General features: G+C 47.5%; 20 protein-coding genes. 17 read left to right on the top strand and 3 right to left on the bottom strand.

Annotated elements, in window-relative coordinates; translation table 11 throughout:
- Positions 1-7: 7 nt before the first annotated feature.
- Positions 8-2,467, top strand: a complete 2,460-nt coding sequence (locus GWG06_RS07555) for a TonB-dependent receptor (RefSeq protein WP_160712361.1) — start codon at positions 8-10, stop codon at positions 2,465-2,467.
- Here the strand turns inward: GWG06_RS07555 and GWG06_RS07560 are convergent.
- From GWG06_RS07560 to GWG06_RS07570, 3 genes are all read right to left on the bottom strand, one after another.
- The gene (locus GWG06_RS07560) at positions 2,464-3,153 is read right to left on the bottom strand and encodes a hypothetical protein (protein ID WP_127042864.1); all 690 of its coding nucleotides are present in this window, start codon (positions 3,151-3,153) and stop codon (positions 2,464-2,466) included. The two genes, GWG06_RS07555 and GWG06_RS07560, sit on opposite strands and share 4 nt — an antisense overlap.
- Before the next feature lie 72 nt (positions 3,154-3,225).
- The gene (purN, locus tag GWG06_RS07565) at positions 3,226-3,792 is read right to left on the bottom strand and encodes a phosphoribosylglycinamide formyltransferase (protein ID WP_160712363.1); all 567 of its coding nucleotides are present in this window, start codon (positions 3,790-3,792) and stop codon (positions 3,226-3,228) included.
- 155 nt (positions 3,793-3,947) lie between these two features.
- Positions 3,948-4,697, bottom strand: a complete 750-nt coding sequence (locus GWG06_RS07570; protein ID WP_160712365.1) for a copper resistance protein NlpE N-terminal domain-containing protein — start codon at positions 4,695-4,697, stop codon at positions 3,948-3,950.
- A gap of 482 nt (positions 4,698-5,179) precedes the next feature.
- Between GWG06_RS07570 and GWG06_RS07575 the strand changes: the two genes are divergently transcribed.
- The 16 genes from GWG06_RS07575 to GWG06_RS07650 all read left to right on the top strand — a co-directional run bounded on the left by GWG06_RS07575 (position 5,180) and on the right by GWG06_RS07650 (position 21,723).
- Complete coding sequence (locus tag GWG06_RS07575) at positions 5,180-6,406, top strand: c-type cytochrome (RefSeq protein ID WP_235938238.1); 1,227 nt, start codon at positions 5,180-5,182, stop codon at positions 6,404-6,406.
- A gap of 104 nt (positions 6,407-6,510) precedes the next feature.
- Positions 6,511-9,576 carry a TAT-variant-translocated molybdopterin oxidoreductase gene (locus tag GWG06_RS07580; protein WP_160712367.1) on the top strand — a complete coding sequence of 1,022 codons (3,066 nt, stop codon included), beginning with the start codon at positions 6,511-6,513 and terminating at the stop codon, positions 9,574-9,576.
- 112 nt (positions 9,577-9,688) lie between these two features.
- The gene (gene nrfD / locus GWG06_RS07585; RefSeq protein ID WP_127039748.1) at positions 9,689-11,125 is read left to right on the top strand and encodes an NrfD/PsrC family molybdoenzyme membrane anchor subunit; all 1,437 of its coding nucleotides are present in this window, start codon (positions 9,689-9,691) and stop codon (positions 11,123-11,125) included.
- A gap of 50 nt (positions 11,126-11,175) precedes the next feature.
- The gene (locus GWG06_RS07590) at positions 11,176-11,760 is read left to right on the top strand and encodes a DUF3341 domain-containing protein (RefSeq protein WP_127039745.1); all 585 of its coding nucleotides are present in this window, start codon (positions 11,176-11,178) and stop codon (positions 11,758-11,760) included.
- 87 nt (positions 11,761-11,847) lie between these two features.
- Positions 11,848-12,453, top strand: coding sequence for a c-type cytochrome (locus tag GWG06_RS07595; RefSeq protein ID WP_127039742.1), 606 nt, complete (start codon positions 11,848-11,850; stop codon positions 12,451-12,453).
- Positions 12,454-12,500: 47 nt separating this feature from the next.
- Positions 12,501-13,706, top strand: a complete 1,206-nt coding sequence (locus tag GWG06_RS07600) for a quinol:cytochrome C oxidoreductase (RefSeq protein WP_127039739.1) — start codon at positions 12,501-12,503, stop codon at positions 13,704-13,706.
- A gap of 64 nt (positions 13,707-13,770) precedes the next feature.
- On the top strand, positions 13,771-14,817 hold the full coding sequence (locus GWG06_RS07605; RefSeq protein WP_127039736.1) for a cytochrome c oxidase subunit II: 1,047 nt from the start codon (positions 13,771-13,773) through the stop codon (positions 14,815-14,817).
- A 111-nt stretch (positions 14,818-14,928) separates the two neighbouring features.
- Positions 14,929-16,740 (top strand): cytochrome c oxidase subunit I, encoded by a 1,812-nt coding sequence (locus GWG06_RS07610; protein ID WP_127039733.1) that lies wholly within the window; start codon positions 14,929-14,931, stop codon positions 16,738-16,740.
- A gap of 126 nt (positions 16,741-16,866) precedes the next feature.
- Entirely contained in the window at positions 16,867-17,766 is a 900-nt protein-coding gene (gene cyoE, locus GWG06_RS07615; RefSeq protein ID WP_160712369.1) for a heme o synthase, read from the top strand.
- A 16-nt stretch (positions 17,767-17,782) separates the two neighbouring features.
- Positions 17,783-18,346 (top strand): cytochrome c oxidase subunit 3, encoded by a 564-nt coding sequence (locus GWG06_RS07620; protein ID WP_127039760.1) that lies wholly within the window; start codon positions 17,783-17,785, stop codon positions 18,344-18,346.
- Positions 18,347-18,373: 27 nt separating this feature from the next.
- Positions 18,374-19,048 carry a cytochrome c oxidase subunit 3 gene (locus GWG06_RS07625; RefSeq protein WP_127039727.1) on the top strand — a complete coding sequence of 225 codons (675 nt, stop codon included), beginning with the start codon at positions 18,374-18,376 and terminating at the stop codon, positions 19,046-19,048.
- 76 nt (positions 19,049-19,124) lie between these two features.
- Positions 19,125-19,535: a cytochrome C oxidase subunit IV family protein gene (locus GWG06_RS07630; protein ID WP_127039724.1), complete on the top strand. Its 411-nt coding sequence runs from the start codon at positions 19,125-19,127 to the stop codon at positions 19,533-19,535.
- A 54-nt stretch (positions 19,536-19,589) separates the two neighbouring features.
- On the top strand, positions 19,590-20,282 hold the full coding sequence (locus GWG06_RS07635; RefSeq protein ID WP_127039720.1) for an SCO family protein: 693 nt from the start codon (positions 19,590-19,592) through the stop codon (positions 20,280-20,282).
- An 81-nt stretch (positions 20,283-20,363) separates the two neighbouring features.
- Positions 20,364-20,936 (top strand): DUF420 domain-containing protein, encoded by a 573-nt coding sequence (locus tag GWG06_RS07640; RefSeq protein ID WP_127039717.1) that lies wholly within the window; start codon positions 20,364-20,366, stop codon positions 20,934-20,936.
- Positions 20,937-20,996: 60 nt separating this feature from the next.
- The gene (locus GWG06_RS07645; protein ID WP_235938210.1) at positions 20,997-21,212 is read left to right on the top strand and encodes a hypothetical protein; all 216 of its coding nucleotides are present in this window, start codon (positions 20,997-20,999) and stop codon (positions 21,210-21,212) included.
- Positions 21,213-21,240: 28 nt separating this feature from the next.
- The gene (locus GWG06_RS07650) at positions 21,241-21,723 is read left to right on the top strand and encodes a GNAT family N-acetyltransferase (RefSeq protein WP_127039714.1); all 483 of its coding nucleotides are present in this window, start codon (positions 21,241-21,243) and stop codon (positions 21,721-21,723) included.
- Positions 21,724-21,779: the final 56 nt, after the last annotated feature.

Consider the following 21,779-nt stretch of genomic DNA (forward strand, 5'->3'; position numbering starts at 1 on the left):
CTTCTAAATGAAACAATTTTTTACACTGCTATCTGCCCTGATACTTACCTTATCCCTACAGGCGCAGCAAGGAACTGTTAAAGGGAAAGTAACGTCCGGCGGTAAGCCGGTACAGTTTGCCAACATCGTCATACCATCGCTGAAAGCCGGCGCTACTGCCGATCAGCAGGGCTTTTTCACTATTCAGCATGTTCAGCCCGGCGCATACGATATTAAAATATCCATGATTGGGTACCAGCCGCTGACATTGAAAAAAAGCATCCTTGCAGGAAAGGTTACCCTGCTGGACATCTCGCTGGAAGAAGATCTCTCTAAACTCAACGAAGTGGTGGTAACGGGTGTTTCCCGCGCTACAGCGGTACGCAAAAATCCTATACCCATTGCCGTTATAGGTAAGCGGGAGATGAATATGAATGTGAACAACAACCTCATCGACGCCATCGTGAAAGGCATTCCTGGTGTGAGTGCGGTGACCACAGGCCCCAATATCTCCAAACCATTTATCCGTGGTCTGGGCTACAACCGTGTGCTGACGCTGTTCGACGGGGTCAGGCAGGAAGGCCAGCAGTGGGGCGATGAACATGGTATTGAAATTGACCAGTATGGCGTTTCCCGTGCAGAAGTGGTGAAAGGGCCGGCCAGCCTGACCTACGGCTCCGATGCCCTCGCCGGGGTTATCAACATGATCCCTGATATTCCCGAAGTAGAACCCGGTAAGCTGAAAGGCAGCTTCCTGGCAGATTACCACAGCAACAACGGTATGATAGGTTCTTCCCTGGGACTGGCCTACAACAAAAATGACTGGAAATACGTACTCAGGGGAACGGTGAAAACTGCGCATAACTACCGGAATAAAGTGGATGGATTTGTGTACGGTACTGCCTTCCGGGAGTATAACCTCACCGCGCTGGCAAGGGTGGATAAGTCCTGGGGCCACTCGCAATGGGGCGCTACCCTCTACGACAATATGCAGGAAATCCCCGATGGCAGCCGCGATTCGCTGACACGTAAATTTACCCGCCAGGTAAAGGAAGATGATGACATTACCAACCGTCCTATTGTACCGGACAACCTGCTGCGTACTTACACCCTGAACCCGCTGCATCAGCATATTCAGCATTACCGGGCCTACAACAACACCCGCTGGATATTGAACCGCGGCGACATCAACACCACCATAGGTGTACAGCAGAGCATACGCCGCGAGTACAACCACCCTGAAATGGTTGCCCAGCCGGGACTGTACGTAGTCCTGAACACGCTGAACTATGATGTAAGATATAATCTTCCCTCGCTGAACGGTCTGGAAACGACCGTGGGCGTGAATGGCATGTATCAGACCAACCGCAGTAAGAATGGTACGGACTTCCCCATCCCCGATTATAACCTGTTCGACATCGGCGGATTTGTGTTTGCCAAAAAAACACTGGGGCAGCTGGATGTTTCCGGAGGTGTCAGGTACGACAGCCGCCATATCCGCTGGAATGATTTTTATGTAGGTACCAATAAAGACAACGGTTTCGGGCAACATGTAACAGGTCCGGATACTGCCGGCGCCACCCTGCAGTTCCCTTCTTTCCGGCATAGCTATACCGGTATTTCCGGTAGCCTGGGAGTAACCTGGAACATCAGTAAACGGGTGCTGATAAAGGCCAATATTGCCAGAGGTTACCGTGCGCCGAATATTACGGAGATCGGCTCCAATGGTCTTGATCCCGGAGCGCACATTGTATACCTCGGTAACCGGGAATTCAAGCCGGAGTTCAGTTTACAGGAAGATATAGGTTTCCTGGCCTACCTTCCGGATGCGGACATCAGTGTGGAGCTTTTCAATAATAATATAGATAATTACATCTATCAGGCACGCCTGTACGATGCCAACGGAGATGCGGTGGTTATAGTGCCGGGAAATGCTACCTACCGGTATCAGCAGTCCAGCGCACGGCTATACGGAGCAGAGGCGTCCGTTAACCTGCATCCGCGCATAGTACCCTGGCTGAACTGGAATAACAGCATAGCCTATACGGAGGGGCTGAACCGGAATAAACCCCTGATCGATAAATATGGAGATGCGGCCAGGTACCTGCCATTTATACCACCGCTGCATATACGTTCTGAAGTGCGTGCTACCGCGCAGCGTAATTTCGGCAGGCTGACCAAAACCTATGTCAGACTGGAAGCAGACCGGTTTGCGGATCAGTCGCACTTTTACGGAGTAGATAATACAGAAACATTTACAGCCGGCTACACGCTGTTTAACATTGGCGCGGGCACCGCCCTGACCAACCGGAAAGGAAGAAGTGTGCTGGAGTTATTCCTGCAGCTGGATAATGTATTTGACGTAGCCTACCAGGCCAACATGAACCGGTTGAAGTATTTTGAATACTACAGTGCCTCGCCAAACGGGCGCCTGGGTATATACAATATGGGAAGGAATTTCAGCGCTAAGGTGGTAGTGCCGTTCTAGTTACGGTATTTGTGATGGAGGCTCAGCCCCAGCTTGATGCCCAGGTGTATGCTTGGTAACACGCTCACCAGCTTGCTCTGGTTACGCTGTATGGTGTTGTCGCCTCCATCCTTATAACTATCTGAATGATAGATCTTGCTTCTGATGCCTATGCCGAAATAAGGGTCCAGTACTACTTTATCTCTTCTGTACTGGCGGCCCACCAGTAATTGTAACCCGAATACATCTTTATATCCTGAATTACTGTAGTTGTTGCCGTTGAGGAACACATCTTCGTTGGGATAGAATACCTTTTTATAAAACACGATAGGTTCAAAGTAGGTGCCGGCTGCAGAAGACGGGCCTATTTCCCTGGTAATGAGGTAATAGCGCAGTCCGGCTCTGAAACCGAGGCCGCGGCCGTCTACGAACTGGCTGGTGCTGAGGTCGGGTTTCTTCTGCCCGATATCAATTTTTTTAGCCAGTACATAATCCGGGTAATCTGTATAGATACCGCTGACACCAATTTCAATACTGATTTTATCCGTAATAACCTGTTCCAGGGAGATGTCCAGTTCGTTGATTAAGGTAGTAGGATTTATTTTAAGATAGGTGTGCCGGTGTACTGGTTTGGGGGCTGCGTCCTGCGCATAGGATGAAAGGACAATTGTGCTGAATAGGATGATAAGTAACAGTGTCTTTTTCATACAGTAAACAGTGAGTAGGGTAATGAGTTTTCAGCGTATAGCCGTTGACTTTTTTCCGCTGAAAGCCAGGAATTATTTGTTCAATAATCGTTCCACAATTACCGGAAACCATTGATGTTCCAGCGCCTGCACCTTGCGGGCAACTGTCTCCGGCGTATCTTCCGGGGTGACTACGCAACGCTCCTGCAGGATCGTTTCTCCGTCGTCATATTTTTCGTTTACATAGTGGATGGTGATACCGCTTTCTGTTTCTCCGGCTGCAATAACGGCTTCATGAACGAAGTGGCCGTACATGCCTTTGCCCCCGAATTTAGGTAACAGGGCCGGATGTATATTAATGATACGGCCGGGAAACGCCTGTACCAGGTTGGCCGGTATTTTCCAGAGGAACCCCGCCAGTACAACCAGGTCTGTCTGACGCTGCTTTAAAATATCAATGTAGGTATCGGTATGAAGAAATTTCTCTCTTTCAATAAGTATAGATTCAATGCCTTCCCTTTGTGCAATATCGAGCACGCCGGCGCCTGGCTTATTACATATAATTAAAGATACCCTTGCTTTCTCTGAATGTCTGAAATGATCAATGATCTTCTGCGCGTTACTTCCTGCCCCGGAGGCGAATATGGCAATGTTTTTCAATTATCTCTATTTATATGGAAGCAAAAATAATCAATTACAAATTACGAATTGCGAATTACGAATGAGGAGCAAAGATTTAAGCGAAGAAGTAAATTCTTTATCCGCTTAAATCTTCGCTCCTCATTCGTAATTCGTAATTCGCAATTCGTAATTAATCATTTAAGGTATTGCCCGCAGCCATGAAACTGCTGTTCCTTCACTTTTACTTCCACTGCATTGGGGTGCATGAGCCCGCTCATATCGTCGGAGCAGACTTTATTGCGGATGCTGATGGTGATTTGCGGGGTGGTATATGTTTTCAGGGTGTCGGTGTTTGGGTTGGGAGCCGGGAGGGCAACTTTGATGGTATCGCCGCCCATGGACTGGAAGATAATATTTTTCTTATCAAGATCCAGTGACCAGAAGGGCTCGTTGCCGTTGGCGGTGAAGTTGATGCCGGCGGCAGTTTTCTGGGCAAAAATGTCCCGGCGGTCCCCGCCTTCTACAGGTTTAAGAACATAATTGCTGGCGAGGGCGCCTTCAATGCGTTTGCCTTCCCGGTCCAGGAGGAGGAGTTTACCGTCGGATGCCAGGAAGGAGCTGCTGTCTTCCTTCTTCTGCAACATTACTACAGAATCATTGATTTGTTTCCAGGAACCGGTTTCGGTATAGGCGATGCCTTGTCCGCGGCCCTGGTAGGCCATCAGTTCTGTGAAGGTGTGGTCATCGAACAGGCTTACCTGGTAATCTGTTCCGGGGCAATCGGCGCAGGGGATGGTACCCTGATAGGTGCCGGTCAGGTGAATGGCGTTGCCGGGGGCAGACGGGGTGATGGTACCGGTGCTGTCGGTACCGGGTTGCTTTCCGGAATTGTTACAGGCTGCCAGTACGGCGATAAGAGTGGGTAAGTATATTAATTTTCTCATGGGAATGTTTTTTACAAACAGATTGAACATTCTGGACTTTACGCAGGTTATTAAGGTAAAAATAACACACTTGGAGTAATTATAGCGGAGGCAGATAATAATATATAGATAAGATATAGGGAGCCGCTATTAAGTTAAGATCTGCATATAATATTATTATATCCCCCTGGAACCATATACCATATTATATTGACGGGATGGATGGAAACAGAAATTTAATATCCCGGAAAATTATAACATCAGGAAGGATTTATCCGGCACAGCGATAGAATCAGCCAGCAGTAAGACTTCTATCATTTGGAGTGTCGGAAAGATAGGTAAAAAAAGAGATTTTTCAACGCAAATAATTTTTTAATTGTTGGTAAATTGTCAACATTGTGTCTTATTTTTGCTGGCACTTTTAAGAAACTTTAGGTCAAATCTAAACTATATAGGCTGTGTATCGTCGTGTTTCCATTCTTTTGCGCAAGCATTTTGTGAGTGTGCTTATTCTATGCGCTAGTATAGTAATTCCGTTTTCGTCTGTAAAGGCAGCGGATCCTGCTAAGGGTAAGGCAATCTTCCAGCAAAATTGCGCTTCATGTCATAATGTCCACAAGAAGCTGACAGGCCCTGCACTGAAGGACGTTGAAAGCCGCTGGCCCGATAAGAAATTATTGCACCAGTGGATTCATAACTCCGCTGCTGTACTGGCCACCGGCGACAAGTACGCCAATGATCTCTTCAACGAGTACAACAAAACCGCGATGACGGCTTTTCCTGCGTTAACCAACGAGGAAATTGACGACATCCTGGAGTACGTTAAGGTGGAAGGCGCCAAAGATCCTAACGCAGGTAAAACTGCTGCTCCGGAAGCCGGAGGCGCTCAGGACAAAGGCAGTGACAACAGCCTGCTTTTCGGTATCATCACCCTGGTACTGGCAGTTGTAGCACTGATCCTGATGCAGATCAACAGCAACCTGAACAAACTTGCCGGCGATAAGGAAGGAGTGCCAACTCCGGATCCTGTTCCTTTCTACAAGAACAAGGCATACATCGCACTGGTAATCCTGGTACTGTTCATGGTAGGCGGTTACTTCACCATTCAGGGCGCTATCGGCCTGGGTCGTCAGAAAGACTACATGCCTGAGCAACCTATCTTCTACAGCCACAAGGTTCACGCGGGTATCAACCAGATCAACTGTCTGTATTGCCACGCCGGTGCTGAGAAGAGCAAGCACGCCATGATTCCTTCCGAGAACATCTGTATGAACTGTCACAAAGCTATTAAAGAGTACTCCGGCCCTGAGCTGTTTACTGCTGAAGGCAAGAAAGTTGACGGTACTGCAGAAATTGCCAAATTATACGATTACGTAGGCTGGGATCCTGAAGCCGGTAAATATACCAAGCCAGGCAGACCTATCGAATGGACCAAGATCCACAATCTCCCCGACCACGTTTACTTCAACCACTCCCAACACACAGTGGCCGGTAAACAACAATGTCAGACCTGCCACGGTGCAATCACCGAAATGGACGAAGTACACCAGTTTGCTGATCTCTCTATGGGATGGTGCATTAACTGTCACCGTACTACCAAAGTGCAGTTTGCTGACAACAACTACTACAGCATCTTCGAGAAACTTCATCAGGATATTAAAGATAAGAAGATCGATAGCGTAACAGTTGAAATGGTAGGTGGTACTGAATGCCAGAAATGTCACTACTAGAAAGGATTTAATATCTCCGGATGTCAGATTTGAAACTTCATCATCGGCAATCCGGAAATGTTCAGAAGATATCAAAATTTATAAACGTAACTCGTTAATATAACATGGAGCAAAAAAAGTATTGGAAAGGCTTGGAGGAGTTGCACAATACCGATGCGCATCAGGAAATTGTGAAGAACGAATTCAGAGAAGAATTACCGTTTGAGAGTGAAGGCCTGTTGAATGCTACTACCCCCCGCAGGGACTTTCTGAAATACCTGGGTTTCACCACCGCAGCCGCTACAATCGCAGCCAGCTGTGAAACACCTGTTCAAAAAGCTATTCCTTACGTGAACAAACCGGAAGAAATTACTCCCGGTGTAGCCAATTATTATGCTTCTTCATACATACTTGATGGTGAGTATGTGCCTGTAGTGGTGAAAACCCGTGAAGGCCGCCCTATCAAAATGGAAGGTAACACCCTCTCCTCTATCACTGGTGGTTCCACCTCTGCAAGAGTTCAGGGAGCTGTACTGAGCCTGTACGACGTAGCACGCCTGCGTTATCCTACTATCAAAGGAACAGAAACTACCTGGGCCGAATTGGACAAACAGGTAACAGCAGCGCTGGCCGGCACTTCCGGTGCCATCGCTATCGTTAGCTCTACCATCCTGAGCCCGAGTACTAAAAAAGTAATCGACGCTTTCAAAGCGAAATATCCAAATACCCGCCACGTAGTATACGATGCTGTTTCCTACGCAGGTATGCAGCTGGCAAACGAAGCCTCCTACGGTAAGAAAGAAATCCCTTCCTATCACTTTGAAAATGCAAAAGCGATAGTGAGCCTGGGCGCCGACTTCCTGGGAACCTGGCTGAACCCTGTAGAATATGGCCGTCAGTTCGCACAGACCCGTAAGATCAATGCTAAAAAACCGGAAATGTCCAAACACTTCCAGTTTGAAAGCACCATGAGCCTTACCGGTGCTAACGCTGACGAAAGATATACCCACAGACCTTCCGAAACCGGTGCTATCGCACTGGCCCTGCTGGCAGCCGTTGGTGGCAGCGTTTCCGCTCCTGCTATCGCTGACGCACGCGTGAAGGAAGGTATCGCCAAAGCGGCGAAAGAACTGAAAGCCAATGCCGGAAAAGCACTGGTAGTAAGCGGTTCCAACGACGTGAATGTACAGATCATCGTAAATGCTATCAACAATATAGTAGGCGCTAACGGCACCACTATCGACTGGGCTGCTCCGGCTAACTACCGCCAGGGTTCCGACAGCGATATGGCTGCACTGGTAAACGACATGAACGCCGGCAACATCGGTGCTGTGCTGGTTTATGGCGCTAACCCTTCCTACGATTATTTCGATGCGGCGAAATTCTCTGAAGGACTGAAGAAAGTTAAACTGACAGTTTCCTTCAACGACAGAAACGACGAAACAACAGAACTGTGTACCTACGCTGCGCCTGATCATCACTTCCTCGAAAGCTGGAACGATGCACAGGGTAAACCAGGTTACTACAGCTTTGCTCAGCCTACCATCTCCCCGCTGTTCAAAACCCGCGCTGTACAGGATACATTACTCACCTGGGCTGGTAACACTACCGCATGGGCTGATTTCCTGAAAGCAGAGTGGATCACTAAACTGGGCAGCCAGGAAGCATGGGATAAAGCCCTGCAGGATGGTGTGGTAGAACCTGCCACCGCTCCGGCTTTCGCTGGCGCATCCTTCTCCGGCGACATCGCCGGCGCTGCAGCTAAAATCAGCAGCGCTAAAAAAGGTGGCAAATACGAACTGGTTCTCTATGAAAAAGTAGCTATCGGTAGCGGTAAACTCGCTAACAACCCATGGTTACAGGAAATGCCGGATCCTATCACCCGCGCTACCTGGGATAACTACGCCTGTGTTTCCAACACACTCGCCAAAACCTTCTCCACAGAACTGGGCGATGACTACGAAATCAATGTTGAAAAGAAAGTACTGAAAATAAAAGCAAACGGTAAGGAAATCACGCTGCCCCTCCTGATAGTTCCAGGTATGCACCCTGATGTAATTGCCATTGCAGTAGGTTACGGCCGTAGCGCCAACGCCGGCAGAGCAGCAGGCCAGATCGGTCAGAATGCTTATCCGTTCGTTAGCTACAACGGTCAGACTTTCGATTACTTCTCCACAGACGTAACTGTAGAAGCTACCGGAACCAAATATCCTGTAGCGCTGACTCAGACGCATAACAGCTACGAAGGCCGTCCTATCGTTAAAGAAACGACCCTCGCTGAGTTCATTCACAATCCGAAAGAAGTAAATGAAGACAGGCATGAACTGAAGAAATTCGGTGCTGACTTCCGCAAGGACGCTACCCTGTATCCAAACTACTCTTACCCTGGTATCAAATGGGGCATGTCCATCGACCTGAACACCTGCTTCGGTTGCGGTGCATGTACAATTGCCTGCCAGGCAGAAAATAACGTTTCCGTTGTAGGTAAAGACGAAGTGGCTAAAGCGCATGAAATGCACTGGATCCGCATTGACCGTTACTTCAGCGGTGATGAAAACAATCCGGAAGTAGTGTTCCAGCCTATGCTGTGCCAGCACTGCGATAACGCTCCGTGTGAGAACGTTTGCCCGGTAGGCGCCACCAACCACAGCTCTGAAGGTATTAACCAGATGGCTTACAACCGTTGTATCGGTACACGTTACTGCGCTAACAACTGCCCTTACAAAGTACGCCGCCTCAACTGGAGAGACTGGAACGGTGCTGACAGCTTCGAAAACAACCTGTACGATGTGGCAGATATGAACGATAACCTGACCCGCATGGTGCTGAACCCGGATGTAGTGGTTCGTAGCCGTGGTGTGATGGAAAAATGTTCCTTCTGCGTACAACGTCTGCAGGAAGCGAAACTGGATGCTAAGAAAGCAGGTCATCCGCTGAAAGACGGAGCTGCTAAAACAGCGTGCCAGCAGGCTTGTGGTGCTGATGCCATCGTATTCGGTAACATCAACGACAAGAACAGCGAAATTTATAAGATCCGTAACGAGGAGCAGACAGAAAGAATGTACTACGTGCTCGAAGAAACACACGTACTGCCTTCTATCAGCTACCTGGCTAAGATCAGAAATAAAGATGCAGCGCCTAAAGCAGAGAAAAAAGAATCTGCCCACAAGGAAGAAGCGCATCACGCGTAGTTCTTTTAACCGTAACGTTAAAAGAATAAAGACAAAGAAGTTACAGAATCTGAGATCATAACAAAAGACAAGGGCTAGTAGCTAGAAGCTAGCAGCTAAAAGCTTATAGAATATGAGTTTAAAATACGAATCCACACTGAGAGAACCTTTAGTAGACGGGGTTAAGGATTATCACCAGGTAACGGAAGATATCATTAGTCCCATTGAAGGGAAGCCTGGTAAATTGTGGTATGTAGGCTTTTTTATATCACTGACACTGTTGGGCTTCGGCGCATTCTCAGTGTTTTGGCAGATCTATTTCGGTGTGGGGGTTTGGAACCTGAATAAAACCATCGGATGGGGTTGGGATATCACCAACTTCGTATGGTGGGTAGGTATCGGTCACGCCGGTACCCTGATCTCCGCGATCCTCCTCCTGTTCCGTCAGGGATGGCGTACAGGGGTAAACCGTGCGGCAGAAGCGATGACCATCTTCGCGGTAATGTGCGCCGGCCAGTTCCCGATCATTCACATGGGTCGTGTATGGATGGCATTCTTTATCCTGCCTTATCCTAACACCCGCGGTCCGGTATGGGTTAACTTTAACTCTCCGCTCCTCTGGGACGTATTCGCGATCTCTACTTACTTTACCGTTTCCCTGTTGTTCTGGTACTCCGGTCTGATTCCGGATTTCGCTACCATCCGCGACAGAGCAAGAACCAAACTGCGTAAGCTGTTATATGGTGTTGCTTCCTTCGGCTGGACAGGTTCTACCAAACACTGGCAACGTCATGAAGCACTGTCTCTGGTACTGGCAGGTTTATCCACTCCGCTGGTATTATCTGTACACACCATCGTATCCTTTGACTTTGCTACCTCTGTTATTCCCGGATGGCACACTACCATCTTCCCTCCCTACTTCGTGGCGGGTGCGATCTTCTCCGGATTCGCAATGGTACAAACACTGCTGATCATCACCCGTAAAATATTACACCTGGAAGAATACATTACCCTGGGCCACATGGAAGCCATGAACAAGGTAATTGTATTAACCGGTTCCGTAGTAGGTTGCGCTTACCTGACCGAGTTATTCATGGCATGGTATGGTGCTAACCCTTACGAGTTCGCTACCTTCTTCAAATACCGCGCTGCCGGTCCGCTGGGTTGGTCTTACTGGATCATGATGACCTGTAACGTAATCTCTCCGCAGGTGTTCTGGTTCCGCAAAATGAGAAGAAACGTAATGGTGACTTTCGTAATGTCCATCATCGTTAACATCGGTATGTGGTTTGAGCGTTTCGTAATCATCTGTACTTCCCTGTACCGCGATTACCTGCCATCCAGCTGGTCTTACTATCGCCCGTCCTGGCCTGAAGTAGGTTTCTACATGGGTACGTTTGGTCTGTTCTTCACCTGCTATTTCCTGTTCGCTAAATACTTCCCGGTAATCGCAGTAGCTGAGATCAAGTCTATCCTGAAAGTTTCCGGTGAGAACTTCAAAGAGAAAATGGAGAAATACGAGGAAGAAAGCGCGGAGAAATTTGCGCACGATGTGGCACACGCTCACTAATAATAAGAGGTTAACAGAATTAATTAATTGGAATTTGAATTTTTAAATATATGGCTGTTAAAAATTTTGTTGTAGGCTTGTTTGACGATGAGGCGGTGTTGTTCCCGGCAGTGAAAAAAGTACGCACTGCTGGCTACAAATTGCACGATGTATACACTCCTTTTCCTGTTCACGGCCTCGATCATGCAATGGGTTTAAGGGAAACCAGCCTGCACACAGCCGGTTTCATATACGGTATTACCGGTACCACTACTGCATTATCCTTCATGAGTTGGGTATTTAACGTAGACTGGCCGCTGAATATCGGTGGTAAACCACATTTTCCGCTGCCTGCATTCATACCGATCACTTTCGAGCTGACAGTATTATTTGCAGCAGTAGGTATGGTGATGACTTTCTGCTACCTGTGCCAGATTATGCCAGGTGTTAAAAAGCACATCTTCCACCCAAGACAAACAGATGATAAGTTTGTGATGGTAATTGAGCTGACAGAAAAAACCAATGCAGAAGAGGTGAAAGCATTCCTGAATGCCGCCGGCGCTCACGACGTAAATGAGCAGAAAGCAGAAGCAGGATGGTGGTTCGGAAGATATGACAAGAATGACGAGGTTTATTCTGTTCCGGCAAACGCTTAATAACACTCTAACAGCTTAAAAAATACAGTTGCAACCATTAGGATTTGAGCAAGCAAGAACTAATGAAAGCTAGATAAATAATTTCTGATGAAAAGGACTTCCAACATATTGATTGTAGCCGCATTGGCAACTGGAGCTTTCCTGGCAGCCTGTAACAGGGGAGAGCATAACAGAAAGCCCGGCAGGATTTATATGCCCGACATGTATGAATCACGTGCGTATGAATTTTATAGTGCCCGTTTGTCAGGCCTGAAGCCAGTGGAAGGAACAGTAAAAAGAGGTGAAGTTTTGCCATACCATCTGAAAGAATCAGATACCGCACTGGCAAATCTGGTAAAAAATCCGCTGACAATCACGCCAGCCGACCTGAAAGAAGGTGAGCGTTTATTTAACATCTACTGTGGTATCTGCCATGGTACTGCACTGGATGGTAACGGTCCGCTGTACAAAGGTGGCGATGGCCCCTACCCTGCAGCACCCGCTAACCTGATTGCCGGCGCGAAAGCTGGTTTCACTGAAGGCCGCCTGTTTCACGTAATGACGTATGGTTATAACATGATGGGTAGCTATGCCAGCCAGCTGGACAGAGAACAGCGCTGGAAAGTAGCCGCTTACATCAGAAGCAAACAGCCAGGTGCAGCGCCAGTTGCTGCTGAAGCCGCTCCTGCTGCAGACAGCGCAACGGCTAAATAAGTAGAGAGTTAAAACTGAATTTCAAACAAGTATTTTAATATACAGAAATGAAAGACCAATTTGTAGTACCGGCAAGATTAAAAAAGACCAGCTTCGTGTTAATGGGCGTGGGCTTGCTGACTTTATTGATCGGATTAATTGCGTTTCAAGGTGAAAACGCGACACGGTTCTGGGCCGGTCTGTTGCAAAACAGCAGCTTCTTTTTGCTGATTACATTGGCCAGCACCTTCTTTATAGCAGCTACAACTCTGGCTCATGGTGGATGGCAGATCGCTTTCCGTCGTGTACCGGAAGCTATTTCCATGGCGGTGCCAGCACTGGCTGCCATCCTGTTCGTAGTTGTAATGATCCTCGTTTTCGGCGGTAAAGAACATATCTACCACTGGGTAAATGCCCATCACGTAGCAGAAGATAAAATCCTCACCTGGAAATCCGCTTTCCTGAACAAAGGATTCTTCACTACCGCTACTATCATCACACTGGCTCTCTGGATCTTCTTCACACTGAGACTGCGTAAAATGTCTATCGAAGAAGATGGTTGGGATCTGCGCCCTGAAACAGGCCGCAAACTGATCTGGAGAAATACCGTATGGTGTGGCGGATTCCTGGTAGTATTTACCCTGAGCGTTGGCTCTACCACTCCATGGATCTGGCTGATGAGCATCGATGCACATTGGTTCTCCACCATGTACAGCTGGTATACTTTCGCCAGCAGCTGGGTATCCGGTCTTTCCCTGATTGCCCTGTTTGTGATCTACCTGAAAAAACACGGTTATCTGACTTATGTAACTGAAGAACACCTGCACGATCTGGGTAAATTCATGTTCGCATTCAGCATCTTCTGGACTTACCTGTGGTTCTCTCAGTACATGCTTATCTGGTACGCCAACATGCCGGAAGAAACTGAATACTTCCAGCCACGCGTATGGGGCGAATGGAGACCTATCTTCTTCCTGAACCTCCTGATCAACTTTATCACTCCGTTGCTGTTCCTGATGAAAAGGGACACCAAACGTAACTATACTGCCGTTGCATTCATCGCTGTTGTGATCATCTTCGGTCACTGGCTGGATTTCTGGCAGATGGTTTATCCGGGCACCGTGAAGCACCTGGTATTCCCATGGTATGAATTTGGTCTCGGACTGGGCTTCGTAGGTCTGATCATTTTCCTGGTATCCAATCAGCTGACAAAAGCTTCATTGGTTCCGAAAAATCATCCTTACCTGAAAGAAAGTATTGTTCACCACACCTAATATGGGTGATAACGGAGATTAAGCAATAGAAAAGCATTAGATAACTTAATTATTTCATATAGCAATGTCAGGATTTTTAGCAGTCTTAGTTATTGTTCTCATATTCATAGTCATCTTCCAGATTGCGAAGGCGAGCGAATATGTGTCCATATTGAAGGGAGAAAAGAAAGCGCGCCAGCAAAGTAACCGTATCAATGGTTTCCTGCTGATAGCATTCCTGGTGCTGGGGCTCATAGGGGTGTACTACTGTAATGATCTGCTGAAAGGCAAGATCCTGGGCGAATCTGCTTCCGTACAGGGCGAAGGCGTAGATACCCTCATCTACGTAACACTGGCCATCACCGGTATCGTGTTCGTTATTACACAGATTCTTTTATTCTGGTTCGCATTTAAATATCAGGAGAAAGAAGGTCAGAAAGCTTTCTACTTCCCGCACAACAATAAACTGGAAGTAATCTGGACAGTTATCCCTGCAATCGCACTGACTGTTCTCGTGGCTTTCGGTCTGAAACACTGGTTCCAGTTAACTTCCGACGCACCGAAAGATGCGGCAGTAGTAGAAGTAACCGGTAAACAGTTCAACTGGCTGATCCGCTACCCGGGTAAAGATGGTCAGCTCGGCCGCCGCGATTTCAAGAAAATCGACGAAGCTGCCAGCAACCCGCTGGGTATGGACTGGGATGACCAGCTGAGTAAAGACGACTTCATGGCTACCGAAGTTCACCTGGTAGTTGGTAAGCCCGTTAAATTTGTAATCGGTTCCCGTGATGTTATTCACGACGTTGGTTTACCTCAGTTCCGTATGAAAATGGATGCGGTGCCTGGTATCCCTACTACACTGTGGTTTACACCAAAGTATACCACCAAACAAATGAAGGAAAAAACCGGCAATCCGGATTTCACATACGAAATTTCCTGCGATCAGATGTGCGGCTCCGGTCACTACTCCATGAGAGGCGTGATAGTGGTGGAAACTCAGGAAGAATACGATGCCTGGGTTGCAAAACAACCTTTGCAGTATAGCCTGGCTCATCCTGCTGCCGCTCCGGCTACCCCCGAAGCGCCAAAAGCAGATAGCACACAAAAAACTGTGGCTGCCAATATCAAGTAAGCCGTAATTTTGTGTAGAAGAATTTATTGACGCAGAAACTAAAAACAAAAAGAACAAACTGACAAACGCGATACTTCCCGGGCGTTAGTTTTATTATAAACCGAACCGATTATGAGTAACGAAGCAACATTGCACAGTCAACAGGAGGTAATGCACGGCGCGCATGATCATCATGATCATGAACACCATCATGAGGACAGTTTCATTTCGAAGTACGTGTTCAGCATGGATCATAAAATGATCGCCAAACAGTTCCTGATCACTGGTATCGTTTGGGCTATCATTGGTGCTTTCTTTTCTGTACTGTTCCGTTTGCAACTGGGTTTTCCCGATGCTACTTTCCCATGGCTGGAAAGCATACTGGGTCACTGGGCTAAAGGTGGCCGTATCACTCCGGAAGCTTACTATGCATTGGTAACAATGCACGGTACTATCCTCGTATTCTTTGTATTAACCGCCGGTTTAAGTGGTACCTTCTCTAACCTGCTCATTCCATTGCAGGTAGGTGCCCGCGATATGGCTTCACCTTTCATGAACTGCCTGAGCTACTGGTTCTTCTTCCTGGCCAGCCTGGTTATGATGGCTTCCCTGTTTGTACAGACAGGCCCTGCTTCCGGTGGCTGGACGATGTATCCTCCGCTGAGTGCACTGGGTGACGCTTCTATCGGATCTAAAATAGGTGTGGACCTCTGGCTCACCAGTATGGCACTGTTCGTTGTTTCACAGCTGCTCGGTGGTCTGAACTATATCTCTACCCTCCTGAACATGCGTACTAAAGGTATGAGCATGACCAAAATGCCTTTAACCATCTGGTCATTCTTCTTTACCGCTGTACTGGGCGTACTGTCTTTCCCTGTGCTGCTGTCCGGCTTCATCCTGTTGCTGATGGACCGCCACGCAGGTACCAGCTTCTACCTCTCCGATATCTTCATCGCAGGTAAAGCCCTGGCTAACGAAGGCGGTAGCGCTATCCTCTATCAACACTTATTCTGGTTCCTGGGTCACCCGGAAGTATATATCATCATCCTCCCTGCAATGGGTATGGTATCAGAAGTACTGGCAGTAAGCTCCCGCAAGCCTATCTTCGGTTACCTGGCGATGATCGGTTCCCTGTTCGCCATCTGCATCCTGGCCTTCCTGGTTTGGGCGCACCATATGTTCGTAACAGGTCTGAACCCGTTCCTCGGTGCATTCTTCGTACTCTTAACATTACTGATCGCAGTACCATCTGCCATCAAGGTATTTAACTGGCTTACCACCATCTGGAAAGGTAACATCCGCTTTACACCGGCTGCCCTGTTCTCTATCGGTTTCGTAAGTACATTTATCTCCGGTGGCCTGACTGGTATCTGGTTAGGTAACTCCTCTATCGATATTCACCTGCACGATACCTACTTCGTAATCGCTCACTTCCACATTGTAATGGGTGTGTCCGCATTCTTTGGTATGTTCGCAGGTATCTATCACTGGTTCCCTAAAATGTATGGCCGCTTCATGAACAACACCATCGGCTATATCCACTTCTGGGTGACCCTGATTGGCGCTTACCTGATCTTCTGGCCAATGCACTACGAAGGTATGGCCGGTATGCCAAGAAGATATTTCGATTACTCCAGCTGGACTTCCTTCAACCAGTTCGGCGGACTGAACGCCTTCATCAGCATCGTGGTAATCCTCGTGTTTGCTACACAGCTGCTGTTTGTATTCAACTTCTTCTACAGCATCTTCAAAGGAAGAAAACTGACTGAACAGAACCCATGGAACGCTACTACACTGGAATGGACTACTCCTATCCACGCTGGTCACGGTAACTGGCCTGGCGAAATCCCTGAGGTTCACCGCTGGGCTTATGACTACAGCAAGGATGGAAGAGATTTCATTCCGCAGACAGAGCCGATCGGTCCTAACGAGTCAGCACACTAAGATATCTGAAAGGATTCCGGAACGTACAGGTTTATTTTAGGAATAGGCCGCCTTCCGGAATCTTCTTCACTGTGATGTTTGTAAATTTGTTCCGGAATTAAAACCCGGAATGTGGATAGAAAAAACATGTTGCAAGAAAACTCCATAAAGTTGTCGTCATCATATGCAGTAGCGAGTAAGGTGAAGGATTATTCTCAGTTAATGAAGTTTAATCTCACCTTCATGGTGGTATTTTCATCTGTAGTGGCTTATCTGCTGGTGCCGGGCGTGGAGTTCAACATCATTAAAGTTCTTTTATTATTTGCCGGTGGGTTGCTGGTTTCCGGATCAGCCAATACCATCAACCAGATATGGGAAAAAAATACTGACAAGCTGATGGCACGCACCGCCACCCGCCCTTTGCCATCCGGCAGGATGAATGAAGGAGAAGCGATAGTGGTGGCTGTTATCACCGGTATGGCAGGGCTCCTGATAATGGGGTTATGCTTCAACTGGCTGAGTGCCGCGCTGAGTCTGTTCTCCCTGGTGTCATACGGTTTCGTATACACACCATGGAAAAAATGGAACTCGCTCGCCGTACTGATAGGGGCTATTCCGGGTGCCATGCCGCTGTTAATCGGCTGGGCTGCCGGCGCCAATAATCTGGCAGAAGGCGGCTGGTCTTTATTCGCTATCCAGTTTCTGTGGCAGTTCCCGCATTTCTGGGCTATCGCCTGGATTGCACATAAGGATTATACCAAAGCCGGATTCAAACTGTTGCCTGCCAACGGTGAACCTAATAAGTTTACCGCCATACAGACGGTTTTATACGCATTGCTGCTGATACCGGCCGGTGTTGCACCTTACCTGCTGAAAATTACCGGTGGAATATCTGCTATCGTGGCTATTCTCGCAGGTCTGTTCTTCCTGTACCGCGCTATTAACCTGTACCGGAAGAATGATGTTCCTGCTGCCCGCAAGCTGATGTTCGGTTCTTATATTTACCTGACTGTTGTTCAGCTGGCACAACTGCTGGACAAGGCGTAAAACGAAATGAGGAGTGATGCATACAATGAGCATACAACGTAAAAAAATTCATCCGCACAAGTATTCCCTATGGATCGCAATGGGTAGTATTACCATGATGTTCATAGGCTTTACCAGTGCATACGTTGTGAAGAGGTCGCAGGCCAACTGGCTGGCATTCGAATTACCGCATATTTTCTGGTTATCCACTGCTGTAATATTACTCAGCAGCGTAACCATTCACCTGGCTTTAAAGAACTTTAAAGAAAGGAATATGCAACGCTACAAACAGTTGATTACCATCACCGCCGTACTGGGTGTAGTATTTGCAGCCTGTCAGTGGATCGGCTTTTCACAATTAAAATCCAGCGGACTTCCCCTTAACGGGCCGGTTTCCGCTTCCTTTATTTATGTAATCGTAGGCGTGCACATGCTGCACGTACTGGGCGGTGTAGTTGCACTGCTCGTCATGTTCGGCAGGGCCTACAGAACCCGTGTACGCACTTACAGCGCAGTACCTATCGAAGTGGCAGCCACATACTGGCATTTTGTTGACGTATTGTGGATTTACCTGTTAATTTTTTTAAGTATCGCGAGATAAACTTTGTAAAATTTTATAAAACTAACAATGGATACAGCAGTTACAGCGAAGAAAAAATGGTGGGCCGGAGGATATTCTCCCTTTAATGTGAGCTATGGCAAGTTGATGATGTGGTACTTCCTGATCTCAGATGCGTTCACTTTCGGCGCATTGTTGATCTCTTATGGTACCATCCGCTTTTCCAGCACATCCTGGCCTGATCCGAACGAAGTGTTCCGCTCTTTCCCAGGTATGGGACACGCCAATTTACCATTGGTATTCGTGAGCTTGATGACCTTTATCCTCATCATGAGCTCTGTAACCATGGTATTGGCCGTTCACGCCGGTCACTTCAGAGATAGAAAAGCTGTCGCAAAATGGCTGACATGGACTATCGTCGGCGGTATCGCCTTCCTTAGCTGCCAGGCATGGGAATGGACACACCTGTACCACGAAGGCGCATGGTGGGGCCGTAACCCGTTCCTGAACGTGGACGGTACGCTCGCTTCAACTAACTTTACCAACTTCTTCTTCACCATCACCGGTTTCCACGGCTTGCACGTAACCTCCGGCGTTGTATTGAACATCGTTATCCTTGCTAACGTACTGAAAGGTACCTACGAAGAAAGAGGTCACTACGAAATGGTGGAAAAAGTAGGTTTGTACTGGCACTTTGTAGATCTGGTATGGGTATTCGTATTCACCTGCTTCTACCTGCTCTGATCTTGCAGCGCCACACACAGAACCGGTTATTGTTATTTGAAATCAGTTTTTAGAATTTATTTTAACTTAAATAGTAATGGAGCATACTCATTCATCAGAAGTGCTTGAACATGTGCATCATGATTCATCTACCAAAAAAATCTGGAAAACATTCTGGATTCTGTTAGGTGTTACCATGGTGGAAGTAGGCCTGGCGTTTTTACACCTGGAAACAGGCTTCCCCAGCAGAGTACTGCTGAACGCTATATTCGTAGGTCTTACCGTAGTGAAAGCTTTTTATATCGTTGCAGAATTCATGCACCTCGGCAGCGAAATCAAAAACCTGATCTATACCATCTTACTGCCATTGCTGCTTTTCGTCTGGTTTATCATCGCTTTCCTGTATGAGGGTAACTCCTGGAAAAACATGATCAAAGACCTGAAACCAGGTACGCCGATCGAAACACCAAAAGCACCGGTTAAAGAAGCAGGACACGGACATTACTAGTTTTTACCTTTAAATATCAGGATCATTTCTCGCAGGGCTATATTAGGAGTTGCATTGGCTATATTGGTACCATTGACCGGTTATCTGATTGTAGATCACTACGGTAAAAATGTAGTGCCGATTCCCAAATATTATATTCCCGAAAGAATTGATACCATCGTAAAAGACGGTAAAACATCCTACGATACTGTGTTCCACAAGATTGCAGATTTCAGGATGACCAACCAGCTGGGTCAGCAGGTAAGCCTGAAAGACATGGAAGGTAAAGTACTTCTGGTAGACTTCTTCTTTACCTCCTGCCCGACCATCTGCCCGACACTGACTAAAAACCTGCGGAAGATACAAAGCGCCTACGTAAAGAATGACTCCCTGCTGCAGATACTCTCTTTCTCGGTTGACCCCGTAAGAGACTCCGTAGCAAGACTCAGAAAATACGGATACGATTATCAGGTAAACCCGGATAACTGGTGGCTGCTCACCGGAGATAAAAAGGAAATCTACGACCTCGCCAGACACGAATTCTTCGTGTCGGTGACGGAAGGAGACGGAGGCCCGGATGACTTTGTACACACAGAAAAGCTGGTTCTGATCGATAAGAACAGAAATATCAGAGGATACTATAACGGGCTCGACTCCAACGCCATCAGGCAGTGCGCCAGCGACATCGCTACCCTGCACCTGGAAAAGGAAAGAAAAAGACCCGGGTTCATCAAATTCTTTAAGAGATTGATCAACAACTTCAACTGATTATATAAGATTATTTGGTGAAAGGTGGATAAGGAAAGGTTCTTCACCTTTCTTTATCCACCTTTCACAATTACAGATATTATGGAACTGAAAAATAAAAATCTCAACACCCCTATCGCTATCGTATCCGTCGTGATTCCAGCTCTGGTGGCTGTGTTGTTCTTTATGCCCAAACCGGATTATCATCCTGGTTTCGATATAAAAATATTACCCCTGTTCCATGCTATCCTGAACTCGGCTACTGCCGTACTGCTGGTAGCCAGCCTCTATTTTATCAAGAACGGTCATGTAAAGGCACACAAAACTACCAACCTGATAGCAGTGGGCCTTTCGGCACTGTTCCTCCTCTCCTACGTTACCTACCATGCCCTGGCGCCTGAAACCCGCTTCGGAGACACCGATCATAGCGGAGTGGTAGATGCAGCTGAAAAAGCAGCCCTGGGCGGTATCAGATATTTATACTACTTCCTCCTGCTGACGCATATTGTACTGGCCGGTATTATCGTACCACTGGTGCTGTTCACCCTGCTCCGTGGTTTCCAGAACGATATTCCCCGCCACCGTAAAATAGCGCGTATTACCTGGCCTATCTGGTTCTATGTTGCGGTAACCGGTGTGATCGTGTATATCATGATCTCTCCTTACTACCATTGATAAGAATGCTATGGATTTTTACGGGAGATGCTCTAATTTTGTTCAATAAATTATCTTGACATGAATAAGCTGTGGTTGTTTTTGCTGACAGGAATAATGACGATGATGAGCGCACCGCTGATGGCGCAGTGTTCTCTTTGTACCAAAACGGCACAGCAACTGGGTGAAGGCCCTGCAAAAGGATTGAACAATGGTATCCTGATGCTGGCGTTAACACCGCTGGCTATCATAGGTTTCCTGGCTTTCCGCTGGTGGAGAAGCAACCGGGAAGCCTGATTACTGACTTAACCCCTCCTTTCAGTCTATGATTACCTATCGTAAAGCCGAACTCCGGGATATTCCGGCAGTGACGCATCTCCGGCTGCAATTCCTGAAAGAAGTTTACCCGCTTGCAGATACTTCCCGCGATGAAACCCTGCTGGAACAACTCCGCCTGTATATGCTGCAACACCTGCCTGAAGGTAATTTCGTTAACTGGCTGGCCGAAAGTAAACAGGAAATTATCGGTACTGCCGGTATTGTATTTTATCAGCAGCCACCCCTGTACCATAACCTCAGCGGTAAAGTAGGATACATCCTCAACGTATATACGCTCCCTGCCTTCCGCCGCCAGGGCATTGCCAGAATACTGATGGAAAAAATAATGGAAGAAGCACGGCTGCGCCAGACAGGAAAGCTGAGCCTGCATGCCAGCCCCGATGGCCGTACCTTATACGAGGAGCTGGGCTTTATTGCCGGAGATAATGAAATGACCTACCAGCCTGCTATCATGATAAAAAATAATTAAGCTGATTTACATAACAAAACCGCGCTGGATTATCCACTGGATAACCAGACGTAAAT

Origin of the sequence: Chitinophaga solisilvae (assembly GCF_009928525.1) — a bacterium.
GTDB classification, from domain to species: domain Bacteria; phylum Bacteroidota; class Bacteroidia; order Chitinophagales; family Chitinophagaceae; genus Chitinophaga; species Chitinophaga solisilvae.

What these genes read in the sequence shown, in the direction of transcription:
- GWG06_RS07555 (WP_160712361.1), top strand. Translation starts at nt 8, where the DNA reads ATGAAACAATTTTTTACACTGCTATCTGCCCTGATACTTACCTTATCC.
- GWG06_RS07560 (WP_127042864.1), bottom strand. Translation starts at nt 3,153, where the DNA reads ATGAAAAAGACACTGTTACTTATCATCCTATTCAGCACAATTGTCCTT.
- GWG06_RS07570 (WP_160712365.1), bottom strand. Translation starts at nt 4,697, where the DNA reads ATGAGAAAATTAATATACTTACCCACTCTTATCGCCGTACTGGCAGCC.
- GWG06_RS07580 (WP_160712367.1), top strand. Translation starts at nt 6,511, where the DNA reads ATGGAGCAAAAAAAGTATTGGAAAGGCTTGGAGGAGTTGCACAATACC.
- nrfD (WP_127039748.1), top strand. Translation starts at nt 9,689, where the DNA reads ATGAGTTTAAAATACGAATCCACACTGAGAGAACCTTTAGTAGACGGG.
- GWG06_RS07590 (WP_127039745.1), top strand. Translation starts at nt 11,176, where the DNA reads ATGGCTGTTAAAAATTTTGTTGTAGGCTTGTTTGACGATGAGGCGGTG.
- GWG06_RS07595 (WP_127039742.1), top strand. Translation starts at nt 11,848, where the DNA reads ATGAAAAGGACTTCCAACATATTGATTGTAGCCGCATTGGCAACTGGA.
- GWG06_RS07600 (WP_127039739.1), top strand. Translation starts at nt 12,501, where the DNA reads ATGAAAGACCAATTTGTAGTACCGGCAAGATTAAAAAAGACCAGCTTC.
- GWG06_RS07605 (WP_127039736.1), top strand. Translation starts at nt 13,771, where the DNA reads ATGTCAGGATTTTTAGCAGTCTTAGTTATTGTTCTCATATTCATAGTC.
- GWG06_RS07610 (WP_127039733.1), top strand. Translation starts at nt 14,929, where the DNA reads ATGAGTAACGAAGCAACATTGCACAGTCAACAGGAGGTAATGCACGGC.
- cyoE (WP_160712369.1), top strand. Translation starts at nt 16,867, where the DNA reads ATGTTGCAAGAAAACTCCATAAAGTTGTCGTCATCATATGCAGTAGCG.
- GWG06_RS07620 (WP_127039760.1), top strand. Translation starts at nt 17,783, where the DNA reads ATGCATACAATGAGCATACAACGTAAAAAAATTCATCCGCACAAGTAT.
- GWG06_RS07625 (WP_127039727.1), top strand. Translation starts at nt 18,374, where the DNA reads ATGGATACAGCAGTTACAGCGAAGAAAAAATGGTGGGCCGGAGGATAT.
- GWG06_RS07630 (WP_127039724.1), top strand. Translation starts at nt 19,125, where the DNA reads ATGGAGCATACTCATTCATCAGAAGTGCTTGAACATGTGCATCATGAT.
- GWG06_RS07640 (WP_127039717.1), top strand. Translation starts at nt 20,364, where the DNA reads ATGGAACTGAAAAATAAAAATCTCAACACCCCTATCGCTATCGTATCC.
- GWG06_RS07645 (WP_235938210.1), top strand. Translation starts at nt 20,997, where the DNA reads ATGAATAAGCTGTGGTTGTTTTTGCTGACAGGAATAATGACGATGATG.
- GWG06_RS07650 (WP_127039714.1), top strand. Translation starts at nt 21,241, where the DNA reads ATGATTACCTATCGTAAAGCCGAACTCCGGGATATTCCGGCAGTGACG.